The sequence below is a fragment of the Streptomyces sp. XH2 genome (assembly GCF_049725035.1).
GTDB lineage: Bacteria > Actinomycetota > Actinomycetes > Streptomycetales > Streptomycetaceae > Streptomyces > Streptomyces roseoverticillatus.
The window spans coordinates 65,079-87,053 of the sequence record NZ_JBMMMZ010000006.1; the positions used below are offsets into that span (position 1 = coordinate 65,079).

The 21,975-nt window shown below is 70.3% G+C and carries 28 protein-coding genes; 27 read left to right on the forward strand and 1 reads right to left on the reverse strand.

All coding sequences use genetic code 11. From position 1 onward, the window contains the following. Window positions 1–934 precede the first annotated feature (934 nt). The 12 genes from ACOTKD_RS13575 to ACOTKD_RS13630 all read left to right on the forward strand — a co-directional run bounded on the left by ACOTKD_RS13575 (window position 935) and on the right by ACOTKD_RS13630 (window position 9,509). Window positions 935–1,234 carry a hypothetical protein gene (locus ACOTKD_RS13575; RefSeq protein ID WP_424889170.1) on the forward strand — a complete coding sequence of 100 codons (300 nt, stop codon included), beginning with the start codon at window positions 935–937 and terminating at the stop codon, window positions 1,232–1,234. Then, the gene (locus tag ACOTKD_RS13580; RefSeq protein WP_424889171.1) at window positions 1,234–1,470 is read left to right on the forward strand and encodes a hypothetical protein; all 237 of its coding nucleotides are present in this window, start codon (window positions 1,234–1,236) and stop codon (window positions 1,468–1,470) included. Before ACOTKD_RS13575 ends, ACOTKD_RS13580 begins: the two co-directional genes overlap by 1 nt. Window positions 1,471–1,495: 25 nt before the next feature. After that, the gene (locus ACOTKD_RS13585) at window positions 1,496–3,097 is read left to right on the forward strand and encodes a terminase (RefSeq protein WP_424889172.1); all 1,602 of its coding nucleotides are present in this window, start codon (window positions 1,496–1,498) and stop codon (window positions 3,095–3,097) included. 4 nt (window positions 3,098–3,101) lie between these two features. Continuing rightward, the gene (locus ACOTKD_RS13590; RefSeq protein ID WP_424889173.1) at window positions 3,102–4,571 is read left to right on the forward strand and encodes a phage portal protein; all 1,470 of its coding nucleotides are present in this window, start codon (window positions 3,102–3,104) and stop codon (window positions 4,569–4,571) included. Then, on the forward strand, window positions 4,501–5,409 hold the full coding sequence (locus ACOTKD_RS13595) for a hypothetical protein (RefSeq protein ID WP_424889174.1): 909 nt from the start codon (window positions 4,501–4,503) through the stop codon (window positions 5,407–5,409). The genes ACOTKD_RS13590 and ACOTKD_RS13595 overlap by 71 nt, the downstream gene beginning before the upstream one ends. After that, the gene (locus ACOTKD_RS13600) at window positions 5,406–5,903 is read left to right on the forward strand and encodes a hypothetical protein (RefSeq protein ID WP_424889175.1); all 498 of its coding nucleotides are present in this window, start codon (window positions 5,406–5,408) and stop codon (window positions 5,901–5,903) included. Before ACOTKD_RS13595 ends, ACOTKD_RS13600 begins: the two co-directional genes overlap by 4 nt. Window positions 5,904–5,974: 71 nt before the next feature. Next, window positions 5,975–6,931: a P22 phage major capsid protein family protein gene (locus tag ACOTKD_RS13605; RefSeq protein ID WP_424889176.1), complete on the forward strand. Its 957-nt coding sequence runs from the start codon at window positions 5,975–5,977 to the stop codon at window positions 6,929–6,931. Between the two features lie 12 nt (window positions 6,932–6,943). Continuing rightward, complete coding sequence (locus ACOTKD_RS13610) at window positions 6,944–7,405, forward strand: hypothetical protein (protein ID WP_424889177.1); 462 nt, start codon at window positions 6,944–6,946, stop codon at window positions 7,403–7,405. Beyond that, window positions 7,402–7,755, forward strand: a complete 354-nt coding sequence (locus tag ACOTKD_RS13615; RefSeq protein ID WP_424889178.1) for a hypothetical protein — start codon at window positions 7,402–7,404, stop codon at window positions 7,753–7,755. Before ACOTKD_RS13610 ends, ACOTKD_RS13615 begins: the two co-directional genes overlap by 4 nt. Continuing rightward, on the forward strand, window positions 7,727–8,038 hold the full coding sequence (locus ACOTKD_RS13620; protein WP_424889179.1) for a DUF5403 family protein: 312 nt from the start codon (window positions 7,727–7,729) through the stop codon (window positions 8,036–8,038). Before ACOTKD_RS13615 ends, ACOTKD_RS13620 begins: the two co-directional genes overlap by 29 nt. Continuing rightward, a complete protein-coding gene (locus ACOTKD_RS13625; protein WP_424889180.1) occupies window positions 8,035–9,063 on the forward strand; it encodes a hypothetical protein in 1,029 nt (342 codons plus the stop codon). Before ACOTKD_RS13620 ends, ACOTKD_RS13625 begins: the two co-directional genes overlap by 4 nt. Next, a complete protein-coding gene (locus tag ACOTKD_RS13630) occupies window positions 9,063–9,509 on the forward strand; it encodes a hypothetical protein (RefSeq protein WP_424889181.1) in 447 nt (148 codons plus the stop codon). The genes ACOTKD_RS13625 and ACOTKD_RS13630 overlap by 1 nt, the downstream gene beginning before the upstream one ends. Before the next feature lie 95 nt (window positions 9,510–9,604). Here ACOTKD_RS13630 and ACOTKD_RS13635 read toward each other — a convergent pair whose 3' ends face one another. Next, window positions 9,605–9,895, reverse strand: coding sequence for a hypothetical protein (locus ACOTKD_RS13635; RefSeq protein ID WP_424889182.1), 291 nt, complete (start codon window positions 9,893–9,895; stop codon window positions 9,605–9,607). Between the two features lie 317 nt (window positions 9,896–10,212). Here ACOTKD_RS13635 and ACOTKD_RS13640 point away from each other — a divergent pair, with 317 nt between their 5' ends. From ACOTKD_RS13640 to ACOTKD_RS13710, 15 genes are all read left to right on the forward strand, one after another. Further along, window positions 10,213–10,569 carry a hypothetical protein gene (locus tag ACOTKD_RS13640; protein WP_424889183.1) on the forward strand — a complete coding sequence of 119 codons (357 nt, stop codon included), beginning with the start codon at window positions 10,213–10,215 and terminating at the stop codon, window positions 10,567–10,569. A gap of 231 nt (window positions 10,570–10,800) precedes the next feature. Continuing rightward, window positions 10,801–11,400, forward strand: coding sequence for a hypothetical protein (locus ACOTKD_RS13645; protein ID WP_424889184.1), 600 nt, complete (start codon window positions 10,801–10,803; stop codon window positions 11,398–11,400). Window positions 11,401–11,480: 80 nt separating this feature from the next. After that, window positions 11,481–11,813 carry a hypothetical protein gene (locus tag ACOTKD_RS13650; protein ID WP_126912863.1) on the forward strand — a complete coding sequence of 111 codons (333 nt, stop codon included), beginning with the start codon at window positions 11,481–11,483 and terminating at the stop codon, window positions 11,811–11,813. A 47-nt stretch (window positions 11,814–11,860) separates the two neighbouring features. After that, entirely contained in the window at window positions 11,861–12,301 is a 441-nt protein-coding gene (locus ACOTKD_RS13655) for a hypothetical protein (RefSeq protein ID WP_424889185.1), read from the forward strand. A gap of 13 nt (window positions 12,302–12,314) precedes the next feature. Further along, the gene (locus tag ACOTKD_RS13660; protein ID WP_424889186.1) at window positions 12,315–14,444 is read left to right on the forward strand and encodes a phage tail protein; all 2,130 of its coding nucleotides are present in this window, start codon (window positions 12,315–12,317) and stop codon (window positions 14,442–14,444) included. Window positions 14,445–14,447: 3 nt separating this feature from the next. Further along, entirely contained in the window at window positions 14,448–15,410 is a 963-nt protein-coding gene (locus ACOTKD_RS13665) for a hypothetical protein (protein WP_424889187.1), read from the forward strand. Next, complete coding sequence (locus tag ACOTKD_RS13670) at window positions 15,407–16,471, forward strand: hypothetical protein (protein WP_424889188.1); 1,065 nt, start codon at window positions 15,407–15,409, stop codon at window positions 16,469–16,471. Before ACOTKD_RS13665 ends, ACOTKD_RS13670 begins: the two co-directional genes overlap by 4 nt. After that, window positions 16,464–17,042 (forward strand): hypothetical protein, encoded by a 579-nt coding sequence (locus tag ACOTKD_RS13675; RefSeq protein WP_424889189.1) that lies wholly within the window; start codon window positions 16,464–16,466, stop codon window positions 17,040–17,042. Before ACOTKD_RS13670 ends, ACOTKD_RS13675 begins: the two co-directional genes overlap by 8 nt. Window positions 17,043–17,131: 89 nt before the next feature. After that, complete coding sequence (locus ACOTKD_RS13680) at window positions 17,132–17,554, forward strand: hypothetical protein (RefSeq protein WP_424889190.1); 423 nt, start codon at window positions 17,132–17,134, stop codon at window positions 17,552–17,554. Continuing rightward, window positions 17,551–18,066, forward strand: a complete 516-nt coding sequence (locus ACOTKD_RS13685) for a hypothetical protein (RefSeq protein WP_424889191.1) — start codon at window positions 17,551–17,553, stop codon at window positions 18,064–18,066. The genes ACOTKD_RS13680 and ACOTKD_RS13685 overlap by 4 nt, the downstream gene beginning before the upstream one ends. Window positions 18,067–18,133: 67 nt before the next feature. Next, window positions 18,134–19,312, forward strand: coding sequence for a hypothetical protein (locus ACOTKD_RS13690; RefSeq protein WP_424889192.1), 1,179 nt, complete (start codon window positions 18,134–18,136; stop codon window positions 19,310–19,312). Next, the gene (locus ACOTKD_RS13695; protein ID WP_424889193.1) at window positions 19,287–19,871 is read left to right on the forward strand and encodes a hypothetical protein; all 585 of its coding nucleotides are present in this window, start codon (window positions 19,287–19,289) and stop codon (window positions 19,869–19,871) included. Before ACOTKD_RS13690 ends, ACOTKD_RS13695 begins: the two co-directional genes overlap by 26 nt. 454 nt (window positions 19,872–20,325) lie before the next feature. Further along, window positions 20,326–21,408: a peptidoglycan-binding protein gene (locus ACOTKD_RS13700; protein WP_424889194.1), complete on the forward strand. Its 1,083-nt coding sequence runs from the start codon at window positions 20,326–20,328 to the stop codon at window positions 21,406–21,408. Beyond that, window positions 21,405–21,647 (forward strand): hypothetical protein, encoded by a 243-nt coding sequence (locus ACOTKD_RS13705; protein ID WP_229347652.1) that lies wholly within the window; start codon window positions 21,405–21,407, stop codon window positions 21,645–21,647. The genes ACOTKD_RS13700 and ACOTKD_RS13705 overlap by 4 nt, the downstream gene beginning before the upstream one ends. Next, entirely contained in the window at window positions 21,644–21,961 is a 318-nt protein-coding gene (locus ACOTKD_RS13710; protein WP_424889195.1) for a hypothetical protein, read from the forward strand. Before ACOTKD_RS13705 ends, ACOTKD_RS13710 begins: the two co-directional genes overlap by 4 nt. The last annotated feature ends 14 nt before the right edge of the window (window positions 21,962–21,975 follow it).

Genomic DNA, 21,975 nt, shown 5'->3' on the forward strand with positions numbered 1-21,975 from the left:
TAGCCGAGGGTTATGACCCGTATTTGCGGCGTACCTCAGCGGGACTCGGTGAGCGGTCACTGGTCCACCAGCACTCGCCGTGCTCAACTTCCCCGAAACTGGCCGCGCATCCGTGCCGCCGTCCTGCTGCGGGACGCGCACCTGTGCCAGTGGGTCCGGTACGACACGGGCCTGCCGTGCTTCGAGGAGGCGTCCGAGGTGGACCACCGCTTCGACCCGCACGATCACCGGCCCGAGGCGTTGTGGTCGTTGTGCCACTGGCACCACGCCCGTAAGACGGCGCAGGAAGCGGCGGCCGGCCGGAGGCGGGCTCGCGAGGCCCGAGAGGTGCCCCGCAGTCGCAGGCCCCACCCTGGGGCTCTGTAAGTCCTCTCGGCCCTGCGGCAATACCCCTGGTGGTTCCCGACCAGACCCCTGTCCGCACCCCTGGGACGGGCCGGGAGGGTGGCCCGCGCGGAGCGCGTGGCCGGTGGGTGTGGAGGGCGTGGCCCGGTGATGTTCGCCGCGTTGCTCAACGCGTTGTCGAACCGTGCCGGTGCGCTGGCCCTGCCGACGATGCCTGGGCGTGGTGCCCGTCGAGGCGTGCCCCCGATGGACAGGGCCGAGGTGTTGCCGCGTCTGGTGATGCGGCTCGCTCCTTCGCTGTCGCTTCAACGTTGTTGATCACTTGTCGTTCGTGTCGCGTGATCAGTCGCTGTTGAGTGATCACGAACGCCGCGACCCCAGGGGGGTGGCTCCCTGATCATGATTCTCCCTGACCGGGGCGTGACAGCAGCTCGGTTTCTGTGCGATCCCGAGGCCCCCTCTTCTCGCCGCTTCGACCCTTGCGCCGCTTGGCCGAGGGCCGCTTTCCCCACGTACTGAGACCCGAGGTGACGACGCCCTGCGCATCGATCCCAAGCTGAAGGACGCGGACAAGCTCCGGGCCGCCCTCGTGGACGGCTTCGAGGTCGAGCTGGAACTGGAGCCGGCGGACCTGGCCGCGATCGACATCGCCGCCCCCATGCTCGCGCGGGCCGCGTCCCTGGACGACCTCGTGCGCCGTGAGGGCCAGATGGTGCCCGGCGGCAACCGCGCCGGCATGTTCGTCCTGCACCCCGGCATCACCGAGGCCCGGCAGCTCCGGCAGGCCGCCGGTGCGCTGCTGGCGAAGATCCGCGGCGAGGGTGATGGGCCGGAGCGCGGGCACAACTCCCGCTCGGCGGCCGGTGCCCGGTGGGCAGGTCGCCGCTGATGGCCCGCCGCAAGAGCAGGGCCGCAAGCGGCCCGTCGAACGAGGCCCTGCGCATCGCCCGGACGATCGCCTACTACGGGGCCTGCCTGGATCAGGGCGTCACGCACGAGCAGGCGCGGGCCCTGTGGGCGCACGACATGACGCAGCCCTTCACCTCCTGCCCGGCGGACGTCCCGCCGGCGCTGCTGGCCCGGCTGGAGGCCGAGGCCCGGCGCGATGCGGAGGCCAGTACATGACCAACTGAACCGAAGGGGGTGGCGCTTGCCCGCGCCGGTCTTCGCCCCCGTACGGACCGTCGAGGACACCGTCCCCGAGCTGACCCTGGCCCGGGACATCCTGAGGTGGACGGCCCGGCACTTCCGGGCCGACTGGCGGTACACCCCGGAACAGGTACGCATCCTGGCCCGCTGGTACGCCATCGACGCCGAGGGCGAGTTCACGTACACCTCGGGGACGCTCAGGCGCCTCAAGGGCTGGGGCAAGGACCCGATGATGGCGTCCGTGTGCTGGGTCGAGCTGATGGGCCCGTGCCGCTTCGGCGGCTGGCACCCGGACGGTTCGCCCAAGGGTGTGCCGGCCAAGGAGCCGTGGGTTCAGATCTTCGCGACCTCCGCGATGCAGAACACCAACACCATGTCGGCGCTGCTGGGCTTGCTCACGGATGAGACGATCGCGCAGTACGCGGTCGACCTCGGGCAGGAGAAGTGTTACGCGACGCTGCCGGACGGCCGGCGGTGCCGGCTGGAGGCCAAGGCGTCGAGCTACCGGGCCGCCGAAGGCGGGCGCCCGAGCTTCGCCCTGATGAACGAGACGTGGCACTGGGTGACAGCCACGCAGGGGCCCAAGCTCGCGGCCACGATCCGGGCCAACGCCGCCAAGGTCTCAGGCCGGTACATGGAAATCACGAACGCCCCGGTCATCGGCGAGGACTCGGTGGCCGAGAACACGCTGTACGACTTCCAGAAGCAGCGCGACGGCAAGAACCGGTCCACCGGCCTGTACTACGACAGCGTCGAAGCCCCCTCCGGGGTGGATCTGGGCGACGAGGAGCAGTTGCGCGCCGCCCTGCTGTGCGCCCGGGGCGATGCGGTCTGGGTCAACCCGGACCGCGTCATGCCCGAGATCTGGTCGGCGTCCACCACCGAGGACGAGTCCCGCCGCAAGTACCTGAACCAAACGACCGTCGCCGAGGACGCGCTGGTCGACCCCGAGGACTGGGGCCGGTGCGAGGTCGAAGGCCGGGACCTGCGGCCGGGCGACCGTATCGTCCTCGGCCTGGACGGCGGCGAAGCCGACGACAGCACAGCCTTGGTGGCCATGCGCGTGCGCGATGCGCTGTGCGTCCCGGTGGGCGTGTGGGAGAAGCCCGACGGTCCCGCCGGGGCCGGCTGGCAGGTGGACAAGGAAGTCGTCAGCGACGCCGTCGCGAACGCCTTCACCACCTACAACGTAGTGGCGTTCCTCTCCGACGTCGCGTACTGGGAGACCTACACCGCCCAGTGGTCCGAGAAGTACGGCCCGAAGCTGCTGATCCGCTCGAACGCGCGGTCCGCGGTGGGCTACGACATGCGCGCCAATCAGCGCGAGATCACCACGGAGAACATGGCCATGGTGGGGGCCATCGAAGCCCACCAGCTCCTGCACCAAGGCCACTTCACACTGCGCAGGCACGTGGAGAACGCCCGGAAGCGGCCGAATCAGTACGGCATCAGCTTCCGCAAGGAGTCGCGCGAGAGCCGGCACAAGGTCGATGCGTACGCAGCCCTGCTGCTGTGCTGGATCGCCCGCCGGCGACTGATCGAGTCCGGCAAGCTCAAGCCACAGCGCGCGGTGGCACAGCTGACCGCGTACGAAGGGTATTGACAGCTTGACCGAGGTCGCGAGCGTGCTCACGCAGCGCGCACGCCACGCCCGTGGCCTGATCCAGCGGGACTACGAGCGGCTGAACCTGGCCGACCGGTACCTGCGGGGCTTCCACCGCGCGCCGTTCATTCCGAAGAAGGCCAACCCGGAGTTCCGGGCCCTGGTGAAACGGTCCTTCGACAACATCGTCCCGCTGATCGTGGACGCGCCGACCAACGCCATGGGTGTGGACGGCTACCGCCGCTCGGGCAGCGACACCAACGCCCCCGAGTGGAAGTGGTGGCAGGCCAACCGGCTCGACCAGCGGCAGCACCAGGTCCACCGAGGCGCGCTCGCCGCCGGCCACAGTTACGTGACCGTCCTGCCCGGGATGCGGCCGGGTGAGAAGCGGGACCGGCCGCAGGTGCGCGCGTACGACGCGGTCAAGACGGTGGCGGTCTACGAGGACCCCACCTTCGACGCCTTCCCCCTGTACGCCCTGCACCTGGACCGCACACCGGGCGACGGCGGCCAGGACCCGCACACGGGCCGGCTGATCGATGACCAGGCCGTCTACCACCTGGATTTCGAGGTCGGCGACCCGAAGGTCACGAAGGTCGAGCAGCACGGCATGGGCGTGTGCCCGGTCGTGCGGTTCGCGCCGGCGGTCGACTTGCAGGGCCGCACTCAGGGGCTGGTCGAACGGGTCATGACCACGCAGGACCGCATCAACCAGATGACGCTCAACATGCTCATCGCCCAGCACTACGGGGCCTTCGCGATCCGCTTCGCCACCGGCCTCGCGCCGGTGGAGGTGCTGGACGAGTACGGCGACCCCGTGCGCGACGAGAACGGGCAGCCGACGTTCCTCCCGCCGGTCCTTGACCCCTCCACGCTGCTGGTCTCCCCGAACGCCGAAACCGAGTTCGGACAGCTCCCCGCCCAGTCCACGAAGGATCTTCAGGACTCCATAGCCATGGCGGTCAAACACGCCTGCATGGTCACCGAGACCCCGCCGCACTACGTGATGTCGGACATGGTCAACATGGCGGCCGACGCGCTTGCCGCGGCCGAGTCCGCGTTCATGCGCAAGGTCGCCGAAGTGCAGGCCGCGTTCGGCGAGAGCTGGGAATCGGTCATGAGGCTGTGTGCCCTGGTAGCCGGCGACCGGGCCGGCTTCGAGGACGAAGAGTCCGAAGTCGTCTGGGCCGACCGGGGCAACCGCTCCTTCGCCCAGGCCGCCGACGCCGGCCTGAAGCTGTCGCAGATCGGCGTCCCGCTCGGCATCGTCCTGCGCAAGGTCCCCGGCTTCACGCAGTCGGACATCGACGAGGCGGTCAAGGAGTGGAAGGCCGCCCAGGAACAGCAGCTACGCGCGATCGCCGCGAGTCAGCAGGCGAAGGCTCCCGGCGAGGGGGTGAAGGATGGCGACGAGCGCGGACGCGCTGCGGGCGACAGCCCTGTACCGGCGGGCGCAGGAGCGCATAGCCGCTGAGGTCGCCGCCGACCTGACCACATGGCTGGTCGGCGTCTCCGCGCAGGACGTACGGACCAGTGCGGGGCCGCTGGGCCGCGAGTACCGGGCCCGCGTCGCCCGGGGCCGGCGGAAGTCCTACGCCCTGGCCGTCGCCTTCTACCGGCTGCTGCGCGCGCTGGAGACCGGCACGGTCGTCAACCTGCCCGGCACGGCCACGGCCGAGGGCCCGACCCTCGAAGGGCTCCGGCGCGAGTTCAACCGCGCAGCCGGAGCGCAGGCCGGTACCGCGAGCCGCGGTGGTCACCTGCTGGTGGATGACTCTCCGTGGGCCGGCTACGACGAGCGCACCGAGCAGCGGCGCGCTGAGGGCGCGTTTCACCGCGAGGTGACCGCCCGCCTGGACAAGGCGCGGGGCGCGGCCGAGCGGCGGGGCCGGCTCGATGACCCGGAGTTCGAGAAGGAACTGGCCGAGGTCATGACGACCGCCCGGCAGGAAGCCGCCCGCACCGGATCGCAGATCGCCGAGGACGGCGGCCGCGAAGCCCTGGCCGAGGCCGTACGCGGCGACCCGAAGGCGCTGGGCTACTACCGGGAGACCGACGCTGACCCGTGCGCCTGGTGCGCGATGCTCGCCAGCCGGGGCGCGGTCTACAAGTCGGCAGCGACGGCCGGCCTGTCGGACGGGCAGCGCTACCACCCCGACTGTCATTGCCAACCGCGCCCGATCTTCTCCCGCACCCACACGCTCCCCGAAGCGAACCAGCGCTACATGCGGCTGTGGGCCGAGAAGTCCAAGGACGGTCTGACGCTGGCCGAATGGCGTCGAGAACTTGAGAAGGAGAGCAGCACCACGTGAGTGAGCAGACCCTGGTGAACGCGCCCGAGCAGTCGCCGGGCGCCCCGGCTCCGACGCCGACCGAAGTCTTCGGCGGCAAGGAGCCCGCAGCGGTGCCGGCTGAACCGCCGGCCGCTGAGCCCACCCCGGCAGGGGAGCCGGCGGAGGTCACGGTGGACTATCGCGCGCTGTACGAGAAGGCACAGGCGGAGGCCCGCGCCCTGGCGGACGCGGCCAAGGCGGCGGACGCTGAGGTCGCGAGCTTCAAGAGCCGGCTGGCGGAGATGGAAGTGTCCGTGCTCCGGCATCAGGAAGCCGCCCGCGTCAACCTGCCGGCCGACCTTGCGGCGCGTCTGAAGGGCGAGACGGCTGCGGAGATCGCCGCCGATGCCCGCAAGCTCGCCGCACTGGTCGCCCCGAAGCCCGTCACCGGCAAGGGCGGGCTGGAGCCCGACGCGCCGGCCGAGCACGACCCCGAGGCGATCACCCGCCGCATCCGCGCCATCAGCTTCTGATCCGCGCAGAAACGTTCCTTCATTGCCCCGGCACGGGGCTTTCGCCTACCTGAAAGTAGTTGCACCACCCCTTGGCTCACAGCTTCATCACCAAGGAGAACGCGGGCGGTCACGTCGCCCGTCAGGCTCTCTCCCTTCTCGCCGCCGAGCTGGTCCTGGGCCGGCTGGTCCACCGGGACGCCGAGAGCGAGTTCACCGGCGAGGTGGGCAACCTCGTCAACATCAAGAAGCCGGGCCAGACGCAGGAGGCGCACGACGCCGGCACTGCCACGCCGACGATCGGCAGCGGCACCCAGGGCTATCTCGACGTCCGCGAGTCCTCGGTGCCGGTCCGCTTGGACCACCACTTCATTCACCCGGTCAAGGTCACCTCGCGTGAGCTGACACTGGACCTCGAGTCCTTCGCCAAGCAGGTCCTTGCTCCGCAGGTCCGCAAGATCGGCGAGCGCATCGAGGGCACGATCGCGGAACCGATGAACACCGCCATCAAGGCCGTCCCGGAGACGGCCACGGTCGACCCGTCCAAGGCCAAGGCGGTGCGCGAGGCCATCATCGCAGCCGGCGTCACCATGGACGAGGCCAACGTCCCGGACACCGGCCGCATCCTGGTCGTCTCGCCCGCCTTCTACGGTGAACTGCTCAAGGACGATCTGTTCGTCCGCGCCGACCAGTCCGGCAGCACCGAGGCCCTGCGCAGCGCGAACGTCGGCGACATCCTCAACTTCCAGGTCTTCAAGTCGAACTACATCAAGGGCGGCGCGCTGGCGATGACCCGTGAGGCATTCGCCCTGGTCGTGCGGGCCCCGCAGGCGTCCATGGGCGCCAAGCACTCGGGCTCGGAGTCCTACCAGGGCTACGCGATGCGCTGGATCCAGGACTGGGACACCGCCGGCCTTTCCGACCTGTCGATCTGCGACGTCTTCGCGGGCGCCAAGCCGCTGTTCGAGGGCCCCGACCCGATCACCGGTCTCGCGGAGTTCTGCCGGTACGTGCCGATCACCCTCAAGGGCAACGGCACCGGTAAGTAAGGCAGGCCCCGCGTGACGGACACACAGTCCGCGGGCCGGCTCGCCGACCTCGCCGAACTGGAACGCCGCTACGGCGGCACCTTCACAGGGGCCGACCGGCAGCAGGCCGAGGCCGCCCTGGACGACGCCTCGGCGATCGTGCGGGCATACGGGAATCCGTCCTGGGGCGCGGTCGTCGACGGCTGCCCCCGGCCAGTGCCGGCGGCGGTCAAGGCCATCGTCCTGGCGGTCGCCGAACGGAAGGTCCGCAACCCGGAAGGGTTCGTGAGCGAATCGGCCGGTGAGTACAGCTACCGCATGCCCGAGCAGGGCGCGGTGGGCGGCTCGCTGTCGAAGGGCGAACAACTGCTGATCGAGCGGCTGTCCGGCCGCAGCGCCCTGCGCTCGCTGGAGACCGTCCGGGCCGTCGTCCTCACCGACCGGTGCGCCGGCTACCCGTACCCGGACCCGTCCGACCAGCGGGGGCTTGTGTGATCTTCGACCGCCGGGCCCCCGTCGAGCTGCGCATCTTCCCGCCGACCGAGACGAGCGACGGCTACGGCGGCACCGCCCCGGGCCTCGGTGAACCGGTGACCGTGCGCGCCTTCGCCCAGCCCGTGGACGCCCCCGAAGGGGTTGCGACGGGCTGGGCGGCACCCGTGCGTCTGAAAGTGCTCACGGGACCGTGCGAGGCCGCCCAGGTATGGGCGCGGGTCGAGATCGACGGCGAGCCCTGGCACATCGTGGACCCGCCGCGCGTGCACGGGGCCTCGCGCCGCACCCGCTACCTGTCCGCCGTCATCGAAGGAGGCAGCGGTGGCGTACGTGAAGCCCAACATCCATAAGACCGTGGCCGGCATGCCCGGCGTCATGCAGGTTCTCAAGGCCCACGCCACGGTCATGGCGGGCGAGATCAAGGCCGCAGCTGCCCCGCACCGCAAGACCGGCGCGTTCGAGCACGGCATCAAGGTCCGCCGACACCGCAAGGGCTACTCGGTCGACCTTGAGGACCGCAACAGCGCCTCGATCAACTACGGCCACTTCACCAAGACCGGCGAATGGGTCGAGGGCATCCACGCCATCGAGCACGTAGTGGGCGCGGGACGCGGCCCCCGCAGCCGGAGGTGAACGTGTACGTCCTGCCCGATACCGAAGCGCTCGTTCTGGACGCGCTGCGCGCCTACCTGCCCGTCGGCACGGCGGTGCGGGTGGCGATGCCGCAGCACTGGGCCGGGCTGCTGCCGCTGGTCGTCGCCCGCCGCGTGGGCGGCAAGGCCCGCGACCCGCGCTTCATCGACTCCGGCATGTTCACCGTCGAGGCCCTGGCCGCTTCCCGCCCGGCCGCTTCGCTCCTCGCCCGGCAGGCCCGGGGCGCGCTGCTGGCCGCGTGCCGGGACCAGCACCGGGGAGCTGACGGCTACCTCAGCCGCTTCACCGAGGTCACCGGCCCGTTCATGACGGGCGACGCCCTGACCGCCGGCCACCCGGGGGCCTGCCGGTTCACGGCCACCTATCAGCTCAACGCCCGCCCCCTGACCGCTCGCCCGTCGCTGACTCTGGCGCTCGCGGCGGACCGGGACGACGGCAGGTACTACCGCGCGCAGGTGGCCGGCGCAGCCGCCGGTCCCGCACGCTTGGAATGGGGAGACGGTCACATGGCCGACATCGCTATCGCAGCCGACCCGGTCGTGGTCGAGCACGAGTACAAGACGCTCGGCGCGCACACGGTCACGGTCACCGACGCCGACGGCAACACCAAGACCATGACAACCGCGCCCGTCCTGCCCGTGGAAATCTCCTGGGCCATGGACGCCGACTCGAACTTCGAGGGCGTACTGTCGGCCACCGGCGTCAAGCCCGGCGTGACGGTGAACTGGGGCGACGGGTCCCCGCTGTCCATCCCCGCCGTCTCGGCCGGCAAGCTCACCGAGCGGCACGCCTTCACGGCCGACGGCGAGAAGACCATCACGGTCACCGTGCCGTCCTGGAAGGACGCCGGCTTCGAGGGCCACACCGCCACCGCCACGGTGACCGTACGGCTCCCGCGCGACCTGGACATCCGGCTCGACTACTTCGAGGACGACCCGCGCAAGGTGTCCGCCACCATTCGCAACGCCGTCGCGGGCAAGGGTCAGATCACCTGGGGTGACTGATGACGGCGGAGATCGTGGACATTCCCGGAATCGAGTCCGCGGTGACCTGCCACCACACCTACCCCGGCACCGCCACCCGCTTCGCCGGCTCCTTCGAGGACCGGGCCGGGCGGCGCTTCGCCTTCACCGTGACCCTGCCGGCCCCCACCCCGGAGGCCCCAAAGGACGTGCAGGTCTGGCGGGACGGCGGCGCACCGAACGAGGTGCACGTGATGTGGCTGCCGGTCGAAGGCGCGGAGGACTACACCATCCGCATCTTCAAGAACGGCACACTTCTGCGGACCGTCACCGCCCCTGGCCGGCCCCCGAACGAGAACGGCTATCGGCAGGTCCACGTGGCCCCCGAGCCGTACCCGATGGTCGGCCAGGTCTACGAGTACGACGTGTCCGTCAAGGGCTCCGACGTGTGGTCGACGCGCGTCGCCCACCAGTGGGCTGGCTCCTAGCTAAAGGAGCCTGATGACTGGGTGCGCTGGGGGTGCATCGCTGGCTGGAGTGCGCTGTGAGCAGCGGTGTGCTCACAGCGCTTCTTGTACTCGGCTCAGCGGCGGGCCGCGGAGCAGGCACTGTCGGCCTTCATCCCGCTGATCTGGGCGAGCTGGGTGAGCAGCACCTTGCACCCCGCGTCACTGACCGTCGGGAGGCCGGCCGAGCCGACCTTGCAGGAGATCTCCCCAAGGCTGGTGCTGCGGGCCGGGCTGCCGCCCGCGAGCTGGTTGGCACACTCGGGGCCGCTGGCGTGCGCGGCCGGGGCGACGACGACGGCCCCCGCGGCGGCCAGGGCCAGGGAGCCCAGCGCGGCGGCGAGACGGGTGCGGATGCTTGCGGTCATGAGTGTCCTCACTCGAGTGGGGGCAAAGGCCGAAGCAGGAAAACCGGATGATCTGAGTCCGGACGCTTCGGCCTGATAACCACACAAGAGGAAAGTCGGTTACGCCACGAATAGGTGAAGGCGGAATGCTCCGTGTTGCCGGACGGCGGGCCGGTGGCGCAGGGGAGCGGGTCGCCAACGTCGCCCGACGGGCGGGGAGTTCACGCCTTGGGGTGGAGTAGACCCGTGAACCGGCCCATCGGCGTATTTCCGGACCGGATCGCCAGCACCATGGGGACCGATCGGCCCCACCCGCGTCCCCGTCGAAGGGAACCCCCATGCGCCTGCGCCGCGCGCTGCTCACCCTGGCGAGTGCTCTCACCCTGGCCCTGTCGGTCTCCACCTCCGCGTACGCGGAGGCCGCAGGTAATTTCTCCTATTACAAGGACGACGGGGGAGTCCTGACGCAGGGCAAGCTGGACGACCCGTCCTTGAACGAATGTGTAGACGTCGTCGACGGCGAGGCTGACCAGGATTACGTGTACGGCGTGCAGAACAGCACCGACGCCTATGCCGACGTGTACGAGCGTTTGGGGTGCGCGGGCACCGAGACCACCCTCGCCCCCCTGAGCGGCCGGCAGCCGGACACACTCCACGTCCGGTCCGTGCGCTTCAGGCCCGTGCCGGCCGAGTGAGCAGGGCGCCGGAACACGGCCCGGGCCCCGCGGCGTCGGCTGCATGCTCAGGCGACGATCCCTCTCCGCGGTCCGGCAGATCGCCACGCCCGCATCAGCGTCGGAGTGACATGAACGCCTGCTGGTCACACCACCCGGCAGACACCACCTGACCCCCTCGTATACGAACGACCGACGACGGCCCGCCCGGGGCTTCCTGGGCGGGCCGTCGGCATGCTTGAAAGGCGGCCCTTGGCCGAGAAGATCGAACCCGTCATCAACCCCTCGCAGGGGTACGTATACGTGGCGGAAGTTGGCACCCCGATGCCGGCGCTTCCCATCCTTCCGCAGGACCCGAACGCGACGATGCCGCAGGTCGGCGGAGTGAAGTCCACCGCCTGGCGGGACGTGGGCAACACCTCGCTGGAGAACGGCATCGAGATGTCCGTGGACGGCGACGATGCCGAGACCCTGGGGTCCTGGCAGAACCCGAATATCAAGCAGACCAACCCGAAGAAGACGTACGCGCTCACGGTGAATCTTGAGGACTTCACCGTCGAGACGTACAAGCTCTACTACGGGGCCGGGGACGAGGCGGTCATCACCGACCCCGTCACCTCCAAGCCGGTCGGCTTTAACATCCCGCTGAACCCCACGGCCACGGAAAAGGCCCTGCTGATCGTCGGCACGGACGGGGACAACGCCGTCGCCTGGCACTACCCCAAGGTGGCGATCATCGGCGGCGACTCCATCACTCTGGACCCGGCCGCCCTTTCCGAGGTGCCCGTGAAGGCCACCATCCTCGGCTACGGCGGCTCCACCGGCACCGTGACCGAGCGCTACCCGCTCTGACCTCCCGCACTTCCGCCGGCGCAGCCCGGTAGCCGCAGCGGTGGGATCCACCCTCGCGGCCCGTTGAGAAAGACCTCTGCTTGACCACCCTGAACTTCGCTGATCTCAAGGCCGAGGCCGAGAGCAAGGCGTCCGCCGGCCTGACCTTCATCGGCCCCGCCGGCGAAACGATTCATCTTCGTCCGTTGGCCACCGTGCCGGGCGGTGACCTCAAGGCCGTGCTGGCGCACATCGACGCGCTCGGCTCCGACAAGGTCTCGGACGTCACCAAGATCCACGCCATGGACGCGGCCCTGGTCGCGGTCGCGACCGACAAGAAGGCCATGGCGGCGGCTCTGGACGAGCTGCCGTTGGACGGCCGTTCGCGGATCTTCGAGGCGTGGATGGAGGCTGCGGAGGTCCCGGAAGCCTGAGTCTCGTCAGGCTGCTGGACGAGCATGGGGCCGCCATCTACGCGGACTTGCGCCGATTCTACTCGCTAGACCTGCTGGCGTACTTCCGGGGCGAGATGTCGGCCCGCGCCGTCCTGGCGCTTGTCGAGAACCTTCCCGACGACGCGGCCGTCATGGCCGCTCTCCTCGGCGGCCGACAGGCCGTCGGCTGGGACGTCCACGCGCACATCCTCGCGGACCTGGTGGACGCGGTGCAGTGGAACACCTACGTGGCTCTCGCGCAGCGCGCGAAGCGACCCGGGGCCCTGGAGAAACCGACGCCCTACCCGCGCCCCGGCAAAGCGGCCGGCACCGCCGAGCGGGCCTCGAACCCCTTCGCCTCCGCGCTGGCCGGCGACCGGCCGCGCGCACCGCACCTCGCGCCCCTCCGCGCGTCGGTCGCCATCCCGGCCGTGGTCGCCGAGCGCTCGAAGGAGCAGCCGGAGGCGCCCCCCTTCATCGTCAACTAGCAAGGAGCACCATTTGGCAGGTGGGGGGCCGGGCGGGCCCGAAGGCGGCCGCGTCCATATCAAGGTCCTCCCGGACACCAGCAACTTCTACCAGTCGCTCCAGCGGTATCTCGACCGCATCGAGCGGCAGGCGCGAGTGCGTGTCCATGTGGACGTAGACGACGCCACGGCACGGGGCCGGCTGGACGCCCTGGCCCGCCGCGCGCGTCGCATCACCCCGACCATCCGCCCGGACGTGGACGCCGGGCGCGCCGAGGCACGCCTGTTGGCGCTCACCCGTCGGCGCGATGTGCGCATTCAGGCACGGGTGGACCGGGGCTTCCTCGGCAACGTCGGCCGCGCGGTCGACGGCGCCCGGCAGCTCCTCTCCGGCACCGGAGAGATGATCGCGGCCGGCTTCGGCACCGCGTTCACCTCCGTACGGGCCGGCTTCTCCGATCTGCTGGCCGGCGGCCGTCAGACCTTCAGCGGCATCGCCGGCGCAGCCGGGGCCGCGAGCAGCGCGATCGGCAGCGGCGTGCAGGTGGCCGTGATGGCCACGGTCGCCTCGCTGATGACCCTCGCGGTCGTCGCGGGTGCCGGCCTGGTCGCCGTCGCCGCCCTGGCAGCGGTCCCGCTGCTGCCGATGGCCGCCGGCATCGCTGCTCTGGCGCTGGGGACCGACAAGCTCAAGGGGTCGTTCTCCGCCGTCGCCAAGGAGGCGAAGTCCGTTTTCGCGGACGCCGCCTCGGTGATGGAGCGGCCGGTCAAGGCCGCCCTGGACCACATCCGCGGGTGGCTCGGCTCCTCCCGGGGGATGTTCCGGTCCTTCTTCGAGGCCGGCACCCAGTACGTCGATCCCCTCGTCCGCAGCCTGACCGGCTTCGCGGACAAGCTCCTGCCGCGCCTGACGAAGGCGCTCAACGAGTCGGGGATGCAGGACTTCGTCGAGCACGTCTCGACGGGGTTCGCCGAACTCGGCCGGATCGTCGGGGACTTCTTCGACAAGCTCGCGCAGAACGCGCCGACCCTGTCCAAGGTCTTCGACGCCTTCATCAACTTCCTGTCGGTCGTCACCAGCGCCTTCGCCGATCTGCTGGTCTCCCTGGCCGACTTCGCGCCGCAGGCGCTGAACACCCTCGCCGAGGCCCTGCGCGGGGTGATGCGGGCGCTGACGGACAACCCGGAGGCCATGCAGCTCCTGGTCGACCTCGCATCGTGGATCTTGATGCAGTTCGTCTCCGGGCTCCAGGCCACCATGGGCGCCCTGAACCTCTTCGCCCAAGCCTGGGAGGCCATGCGCTCGGCCATCGCCACGGCGGTGGACTGGGTGCGCACGGAGGTGCCGGCGGCCTGGCAGTGGGTGCAGGACAAGACGGGCGCGGCGTGGCAGTGGTGCTCCGACAAGGTGAGCTCCGCCTGGCAGTGGATCACCAACGCCACGTCGCAGGGCGCGCAGTGGGTGCAGGACAAGGTCTCGTCCGCCTGGGACGCGTGCAGAAACGTCACGGCAACGATCTGGCAGGCCATCTCCGACGCGGTCTCCCGCGCGGTCGGCTGGGTGCGCGACGCCTGCGCGAAGCTCGGCGAGCTGCCGGGGAAGTTCGCGGACTGGTTCGGCCGGGCGAAGGACGGCGCGGTCTCGAAGCTCGGCGACCTGGTGAGCTGGTGCCGGGGCCTGAAGGACAAGGTCCTCGGCGCGATCGGCGATGCCGGATCGTGGCTGGTGCAGAAGGGCAAGGACGTCGTCAACGGCTTCATCTCCGGCCTGAAGTCGGTGTCCGTGGGCGGCGTGATCTCCGGCATCAAGGACGCGGTCATGTCGCCGTTCTCCAGCTTCATGTCCCTGGCCGCCATGCCCATGAGCTACGCGGCCCCCTCGCCGTTCATGGCCCTGCCCGTCCTGCCCGACTTCGGGCCGTCGCCCATCGGGTACAGCGATCCGATCGCGGACGCTCTCCAGCCCCTCCAGCAGATCGTCTCCCGCTCCCTGGTCGGCGACTTCGGCCGCAAGGCCGGCCGCAGCGCGGACGAGAACCGCGACAAGCACCGGGACGCAAAGACGGACAGGACCGAGAGGCCGATCACGATCAACGCGAGCACGAATGCCGACCCGCGCGAGATCGGCCGCGAGGTCGCATGGCAGCTGCGGATTGGACGGTAAACGATGAAGTCGGCGCGCATCCCGTTCACGGGCACGCCGTGGACGCTCACCTACGGAGGCGTGCTCCTGGGCGGGGACTCCCCGCTCCTGCCGGTGAAGGTGGACGGGCTCGCCGCCATGCCGGACGTGAAGTCCCATGACCTCGAACTCGTCAACTACGACGGGATGCTGCCCGGCCGCGACTACATGCGCGGCCGCGTCGTCAGCATCACGTTCCGGGTGATGGCCGACGACTCCGAACACCTCGATCTCCTCATGGGCGAGGTCGCCGCGGCCTTCACCCACTCCCGCAACGAGCAGCCGTTCTCCTTCTGCCTGCCCGGCGTCGCCCAAGGCGCCTGGGCCCAGGTCGCCGGCCGCGTCCGCAAGCGGGAAACCAGCATTGACGAGACGTACGGACAGTTCCATCCCCTCGTCGACGTGCAGCTCGAATGCACCGAGCCGTGGATCCGGGCCGTGCGCCCGATCCGCAAGAAACTGGCCGCCTCCACCGACTTCAAGCGCGGCGGCTACCGCTTCACCCGGCACGGCGCGCTGCGCATGCCGCTGCGCATCCCGCGTGACGGCGGCTGGGGGCCGCCCCGCACTGCGATGCTGACGAACGGGTCGATGGACACCGCCGCGCTGCGGGCGGAGATCCGCGGGCCCATCGAAGGGCCGGTGCTGGTGTTCAAGGAGGCCGGCCAGATCGTGGGGCGCATGGGCGTCGAGCGGTGGCCGGACGGCACACCGTTCCGGCTGACCGCCGGTGAGCGCCTGGTGCTCGACGTCCCCGTGACCGGCCCTCCGGCGCTCACGCACTACGCGGACGGCGCGAGCGCGGGAACGGCCGTCGCGCCGGCCCTCACCCAGTGGGGGCGGGCGGAGGCCGGCCGGACGGTGGAGGTTTCCATCGAGCAGAGCAAGACGAGTTACGACGGGGCCGGCAGCGGCTTTGTCGAGTGGCAGCCCGGGAGGTTCGTGTGATCACAGTCGCGTTTCAGGAAGAGGCCGACTACCCGGCGCAGAGCTTCCGCCGGATGTTCGGCTCCATGCAGGACTTCGTGGCCGGCTTCGACAGCCGCGAGAGCTTCGAGCCGTCCCTGTCCGCCCTCCACGGCCCCGGCTACATCGCACTCGCCCCGGGCCGGGCGTGGATCAAGGACGGCGACGAGGCCGGCGGCGTGTACTGGGTGGAGTCCGACACCGCCCTGCAAGTCCCGGTGCCGGCGTCCGTACAGTCCGGCTACGTCATGCTGTACGTCGAGGACATCGCCCACGGCGACTGGCGCAACGCCCTGGTGCCCCAGGTGCTCCCCGCCGATGCCCCTCCGGCCACGGGCGAAGGGCGACGGTTGGTCGTCGCGAAGTTCGGCCGCTACCCGGACGGCACCCTCAACCTGCCCCCGGACTACGACCAGCGGTACGTCTACGGGTGGGGGCAGTACCTGGTCACCCGCACCGGCCCGGCGCGCGGCGAGGACCCCGCGCCGGCCGAGCTGGCCCGCTTCCGCCTTGGCACCCAGTACACCAACTTCTCCACCGGCAACCGCTTCGTGCGCACCGAGGAGGGTTGGCACCGCGACGGCAACAAGTTCTACGCCGCCACGGTGGACCCGGCGAAGGCCGAGGGCCTGAACGGGGACCAGTGGATCAACACCGCGACCATGGGCCTGTTCAACAAGGCCGGCGGCGACTGGGCGTTCCTCGGCAGCCTCAAGGGCGCCAAGGGCGAGACGGGCACGGTCGAGGCCAACACCGGCGCGACCGTCGGCGGCGACCTGGTGGTGAAGCAGAACATCACCACCGAGCGGTTCAAGGTCACCCCGGCCGGCGTCGTCACCCTCGGCCCCTGCGCGGCCGCCCCGGACCGTCCGCAGGACGGCGCGGTCCTGTACGCCAAGGACGGGGCCCTGTGGGTCGCCGAGTCCGGGAGCACCGGCAAGACGTTCAAGGTCGGCTCCGCCGATCTCGTCATGGCTGGCGAAGGGCCGCCCCCGGGGTACGCCGTCGCGCCGTCTGCCACCGGAAGCGGTGGCAATGGCTGACGCGATCGCGCCCGGCACCACCTACGTCGACACTCGAGCGGGCACCGTCTACACCGCTCTGCAGGACGGTCGGTGGCAGCTGGCGGAGCGCCGCCCGTTCAGCGCGCAGGCCCGTATCGACAACAACCGCTATGCCTTCCGGATGGGGTACGCCGGCAACGCCTCTCCGGAGGTCGAGCTGGGTTCGCTCCTCGTCCCGCCCGCGCCGTACGCGCGGATCGTGTCGGTGGACGCTGCCATCGCCTGGCACTCCGACGGAGCCGGGAAGACCACCCGGGTCAACAGCACCACCACGACGATCACGCGGGACGTCCGGCTCGCCGACGGCCGGACCTTGGCCGGCCGGGTCGGCGAGGCCACCCGGGAGCCGTGCTGGCCGGACGGCGGTGGCGCGGACGTCTCCACCTACGACCGGCTACCGACTGGCGCGTCGGCGACCTACCGCCTGATCGGGCACTGCAACGGCATCGAACCCCGCAGCACCGGCGTGTGCACCGTGAAGGTCGAGGACACCGAACCGGGCACCTTCCTGCGCGCCACCGCCTACCCCGACCAAGGGAGCACGACATAGCAACCCCTGGAACCCGGTACACCGACACCTGTACCGGCGACCGGTACTGGGCCGACCGGACGGGCACCTGGCAGCGCGTCGGCCGGGGTATGACCTGCGCCGAAGCGTTCCCGGCAGCCGTCACGCTCACCGGGGCCGACGAGGGCCGGTGGACGCCGCTCACCTCCGTGACCATCGCCCCGGCCGCGTACGACCGGGTGGCGGTCATCAAGGCCATGGCCTGGGCCGCGTTCTCCGGCGACACCCCCGAGTCGGTCTCGCTGCGCGTGCGCGAGGGCAGCGCCAACGAGCTGGCCGTGATGTTCCGCGCCCCGGCCTGGACCAGTGCCGGCGGCACCGACACCGTCACCATGCATCCCGTCCCGGCCGGCACCTCCGTCACCTACGCGATGGACTTCACCTACCGCTCCGAAGCCGGACAGGACACCACCGGCATGCGCCTGAAGATCAGCCCCGACCGGCCGCACGACACCTACCTGCGCGTCGCCCTCCACCCGAGGGAGGGCCAGTGACGGCCCCGGGAACCCTCTACCTGGACACTGCCACCGGCACCGACTACGCGCGGACGGCGGCCGGCACCTGGGTGCCGGTCGGCACGCCGGGAGCACAGTTCCGCAGCGACTACGCCGAGCCCGGCCTGACCGTCACCGGCCACCTGCGCTGGACCCTCTTCGGCGAGGTCCGGTTCGAGCCCACGCCGTACGCCCGCCAGGTCGAACTCACCGCTTCGTGGTGGGGCGACTTCCCTGACCAGCCCCCGGCCTCCGCAGACGTCGAGATCCGAGTCCAGCTCGGCGCGGCGGCGGAGACCAAGCTGGCCACCGTCTTCCGCGCCCCCTCCCGCCCGCAGCGCTCGCCGAAGGGCTGCGGGGCGGACGTCGCCACGCAGTTCGAGGCCCCCGCCGGCGTGCCCGTCGTCGTCCGCGCCCTGGCCGGCCTGCACGCCGGCGGCAAGACCCGCGCCACCCTGCGCACCGGCTACCAGGTCACCTACCTGCACGCCGTCGCCTACCCCAAGCGCTGATCCACTCGCACCACCCGCACGAAAGGGGGCCGCCCTGGCGGTCACCGAATCGGGCTACGAAGCCCGCTTGTACGAATTCGTCCCCGACGGAGACCCCGCACTCGACCTCACCCGGGGAACCGGCAGTACCGGGTGGCACCCCGACAGCTTCCGCCAGAGGGGCTGGCGCGCCGTCTACCGGGCCTCGCCCCGGTTCGTCAGCGTCGGCTGGCGGCGCACCATGGACAAGCCGTCCGAGGCCAACGTGACCATCCCGCTGGCCGCCCTGGACGACGCCCGCCTGCGGTATCCGGCGATCCAGCCGTTCCGTACCGTCCTGGGCATCGTCCGCGACGGCTTCATGGTCTGGGGCGGCATCGTCTGGAACCTCCGGGTCGACCTGGAGGAGCGCACGCTGGAGCTGGCCGCCCGCGACTTCCTGTCGTACTACGAGACCAACCACGCCTACGGCGGATGGTCCACCAAGGCCGGCGGCGACCTCCAGTCCGACATCCTCAAGCGCATGGCCCTGCGCGCCGAGTGGGGTATCCAGACCAGCACCGCGGCCATCACCGCGATGCCCCGCAAGCGCGAGCTGTCGTTCCTGGAGAACGAGTTCAAACCCTCGCTGGACGTCATGCAGGACCTCGCCGACAACATCGGCGGGTTCTTCTTCCGCAGTGCGGCATGGCGGGCCCACGAGGGAACCGAGCTGCGCCACGACATCCGCAACACCGTCGACCGCACGCCCCGCACCGCCAGCGACCCGGACGGCGTACCGCTGCCGGACCTGGTGGACGGCACCACGTGCGAGGTGCAGGAACTGTTCCTCAACGGCGAGAACATCGCGACGACCGCCTACACCATCGGCGCGAGCGGCAGCGACAAGACCGCCGGCGTCTGGTCCCGCCGCGACAACCCCCAACTGCGCCGGCTCTTCCCGCAGCGCGACGTCGTCAACGTCATGGGATCGATCAAGCACCAGAGCACCCTCGATCTCCACGGGGACACCGCCCTGCACTTCGGGACCACGGGCATCGTCACCCCGCGCGTGGTGACCTATCCCGACGTCTACACCCCCCACCATTTCGACCCGAACATGGGCCAGAAACTCCGTCTCGTCTCAGCCAACGAATTCATGCGCATCGACAGCTCGTACGTGCTCACCGAAGTGCGCGTGGCGGTCAACGCGGACGGCTCGGACCGGTGCGAGCTGTCCCTGTGCCAAGAGGAGCTGTTTGATGCGGAGAGCTTCACTCGTCCGTGAGCCGAGCCTGGTCGACCAGCTCGCCGACCTCCAACGCCGGCTGCGCGACCTGGAACGCACACCCCCGCGCGGCGGACGCACCGACCGGTTCCAGTCGGTCGCCGTCTACCCCGGCTCCGCCCACCGCTTCCAGGGCCCCGGCTGGGTGGACCTTGCCGAAGTGCCGATCTCCGGCATGAACAAACCCATCCTGCGAGTGGAAGCGCGCCTGTTCTCCGCCCAGGACTGGCAGGTCGAGCTGAAGACGAACACCGGCAAGACCACCCACAACACCGGCGGATACCCCTGCGCCGTGGTCCGCCCCGGGGACATGCAGTCCTACGACGTCCCCGGCATGGGCACGATCAAATATCGCACCCTCCGGTGGTTCTGGCGCTGGCCCGGCCGCACCGGCTGGTCCGAGGGAGACGGCGCGGACCGCTTCTTCCTGCGCGGCAACACCCCCGCCACCGACACCTCAAGCGCCTCGTTCTGGGTGCCGGCCGTCACCGCCCTGGGCGAGGACGACCTGAGCGACGAGGAGCTGGCAAAGGTCGACAGGGCGCCCACTTTCGTTTAGCCTGCCAATTTCTGGATTACTGTTTCCGGTATTCCGGAAATCCGCGCTGACCTTATGCATAAGGCGGAGCCATATGCATAAGGTTGCCATTTGCGCACAGCGGACCGGTCGCGCTACGTTCCTGCCATGGAGATGGCAACTGCCCTACCGGGTACGGGGTTTCTGGCAGCGATCACCGCAGTGCTGCTAACGGCGGTCACGCATCCGGACCCCCGGATTAGAGAGCGTGCATTGCTGGCACTCAAGGCATTATTTGGAGGCAGGGTCAGGTAATTTTTGACCGCCAGGGCTCCGTTGCGAATTATGTGGGCCCTGGCCGAGTCATCCTCATTTCGAAAGGAGGAGCCCCGCACTGGGTTCCCGTAACGCCTTCCTCGCCGAAGCGAGGAAGTGGGCCGACCAGAAGTACAAGGAAGGCCGCAACAACGACACCGTCTTCGGCCGCTGGTATCCGATGAACTGGCAGCCCTGGTGCGACATGTTCGTCTCCTACTGCGCCGAGCGGACCGGCAACGCGGCGGCGGTCGGGAAGTTCGCCTACTGCCCCTCGCACGTCGAGTTCTTCAGGAACCGCGGCCAGTGGTACAGCGCACAGGCGCAGGCCAAGGCCGGCGACGTGGTGTTCTTCCACAACGGCGACGGCGTCGCCTATCACGTCGGCATCGTCCTGGCCGACGCCGATCCCGGGACGAGCGTGAAGACGGTCGAGGGCAACACCTCCAGCGGCGCAGCCGGCTCGCAGAACAACGGCGACGGCGTGTACTACCGCACCCGCCCCCGGTCGATGATCCTCGGCTTCGGCCGCCCCGCCTTCGCCACCCTCGCCAGCGACACCGCCCCGGCTGACCCCGGCCGGTGGACCGTCAAGCGCGGGCAGACCCTGAGCGCGATCGCCGCCCTGTGCGGCACCACCGTCTCCGCCCTCCTCTCCCTGAACCCCGGCATCGACCACCCCGACCGGATCACGGAAGGCCAGGAGCTGACCGTCCCGGCCACCGCCAAGCCCGCTCCGGACAAGCCCTCCCCGCCGACACCCGACACACACCGGCGGGATCACGACGAGACGTCGGCCGACCGGGTCAGCATCGACGGCCACGAGTACGGATCCGGCGCGTATGGACCGCACATCACTGTCCTGGGCAAGGCCCTGGTGGACAAGGGCTTCGGCCGCCACTACGCCGAAGGCCCCGGCCCCCGCTGGTCGCAGACCGACCAGCGCAACTACGCCGACTTCCAGCGATCCCTCGGTTTCACCGGCGCGGACGCCGACGGCATCCCCGGACCCGTCTCTCTGCGCAAGCTCCTGGCCCCTGCCCCCACGAAGGCGAAGCCGGCACAGCCGAAGCCCGCCAAGCCGGCCGATCCGCCGGAGAAGGCCAAGCCCACGCCGGCCGATCCCCTGGGCGAGGGGCTGTGGACCATGGAGAAGAACGCGGACGGCTCGATCACCTTCCACCCGGTCAAGCCCACCTCGAAGAAGGACGCCGTGCGCGCCGAGCTGACGCGCGCCGTGCCCGAGCCGGTGACGGCGGCATGAACGAACGCGACTCCCTCGGCGTCAGCATCTCCGCCCGCGAGATCTACGACCAGATCGTGGGCCTGCGCGATGACGTCCGAGGGCTGACCCAGACCCAGACCACCACGGCCGCGGAACTCGCCGACCACGAGACCCGGCTACGCGCCATCGAACGGTGGCGCTACGCCGCACCCCTGGCCGGGGTCTCCGCCCTCGGCGCGGTCGTCGCCGAGGCCATCCGCGTCACCGGAAAGGCATGATCATCAGAGACGACATCCGAGACAACCCCGTGATGGTGCGCGCCATCGTCGTGGCCGCTCTCTCCCTGCTGGGAGCGTGGGTTCCCGCACTCGCCGGCATCGAGCACACCGAACCCATGGTCGGTGCCGTCGTGGCCACCGTGACGCTGTTCCTCGGCCACGGCGCGCGAGCCCGTGTCACCCCCAACCACCGCGCGGTGCTCCGCGAGGAAGCCGAGGCCGTCCTGGCCCAGGCGGACCGCTCCGCAGAGGGGCCGACCGCGCTCCTGCCCACCATGTCGATGAAGGCCGAGGGACGCGGCCGGCCCGGCTGAGCTGTACCCCTCCC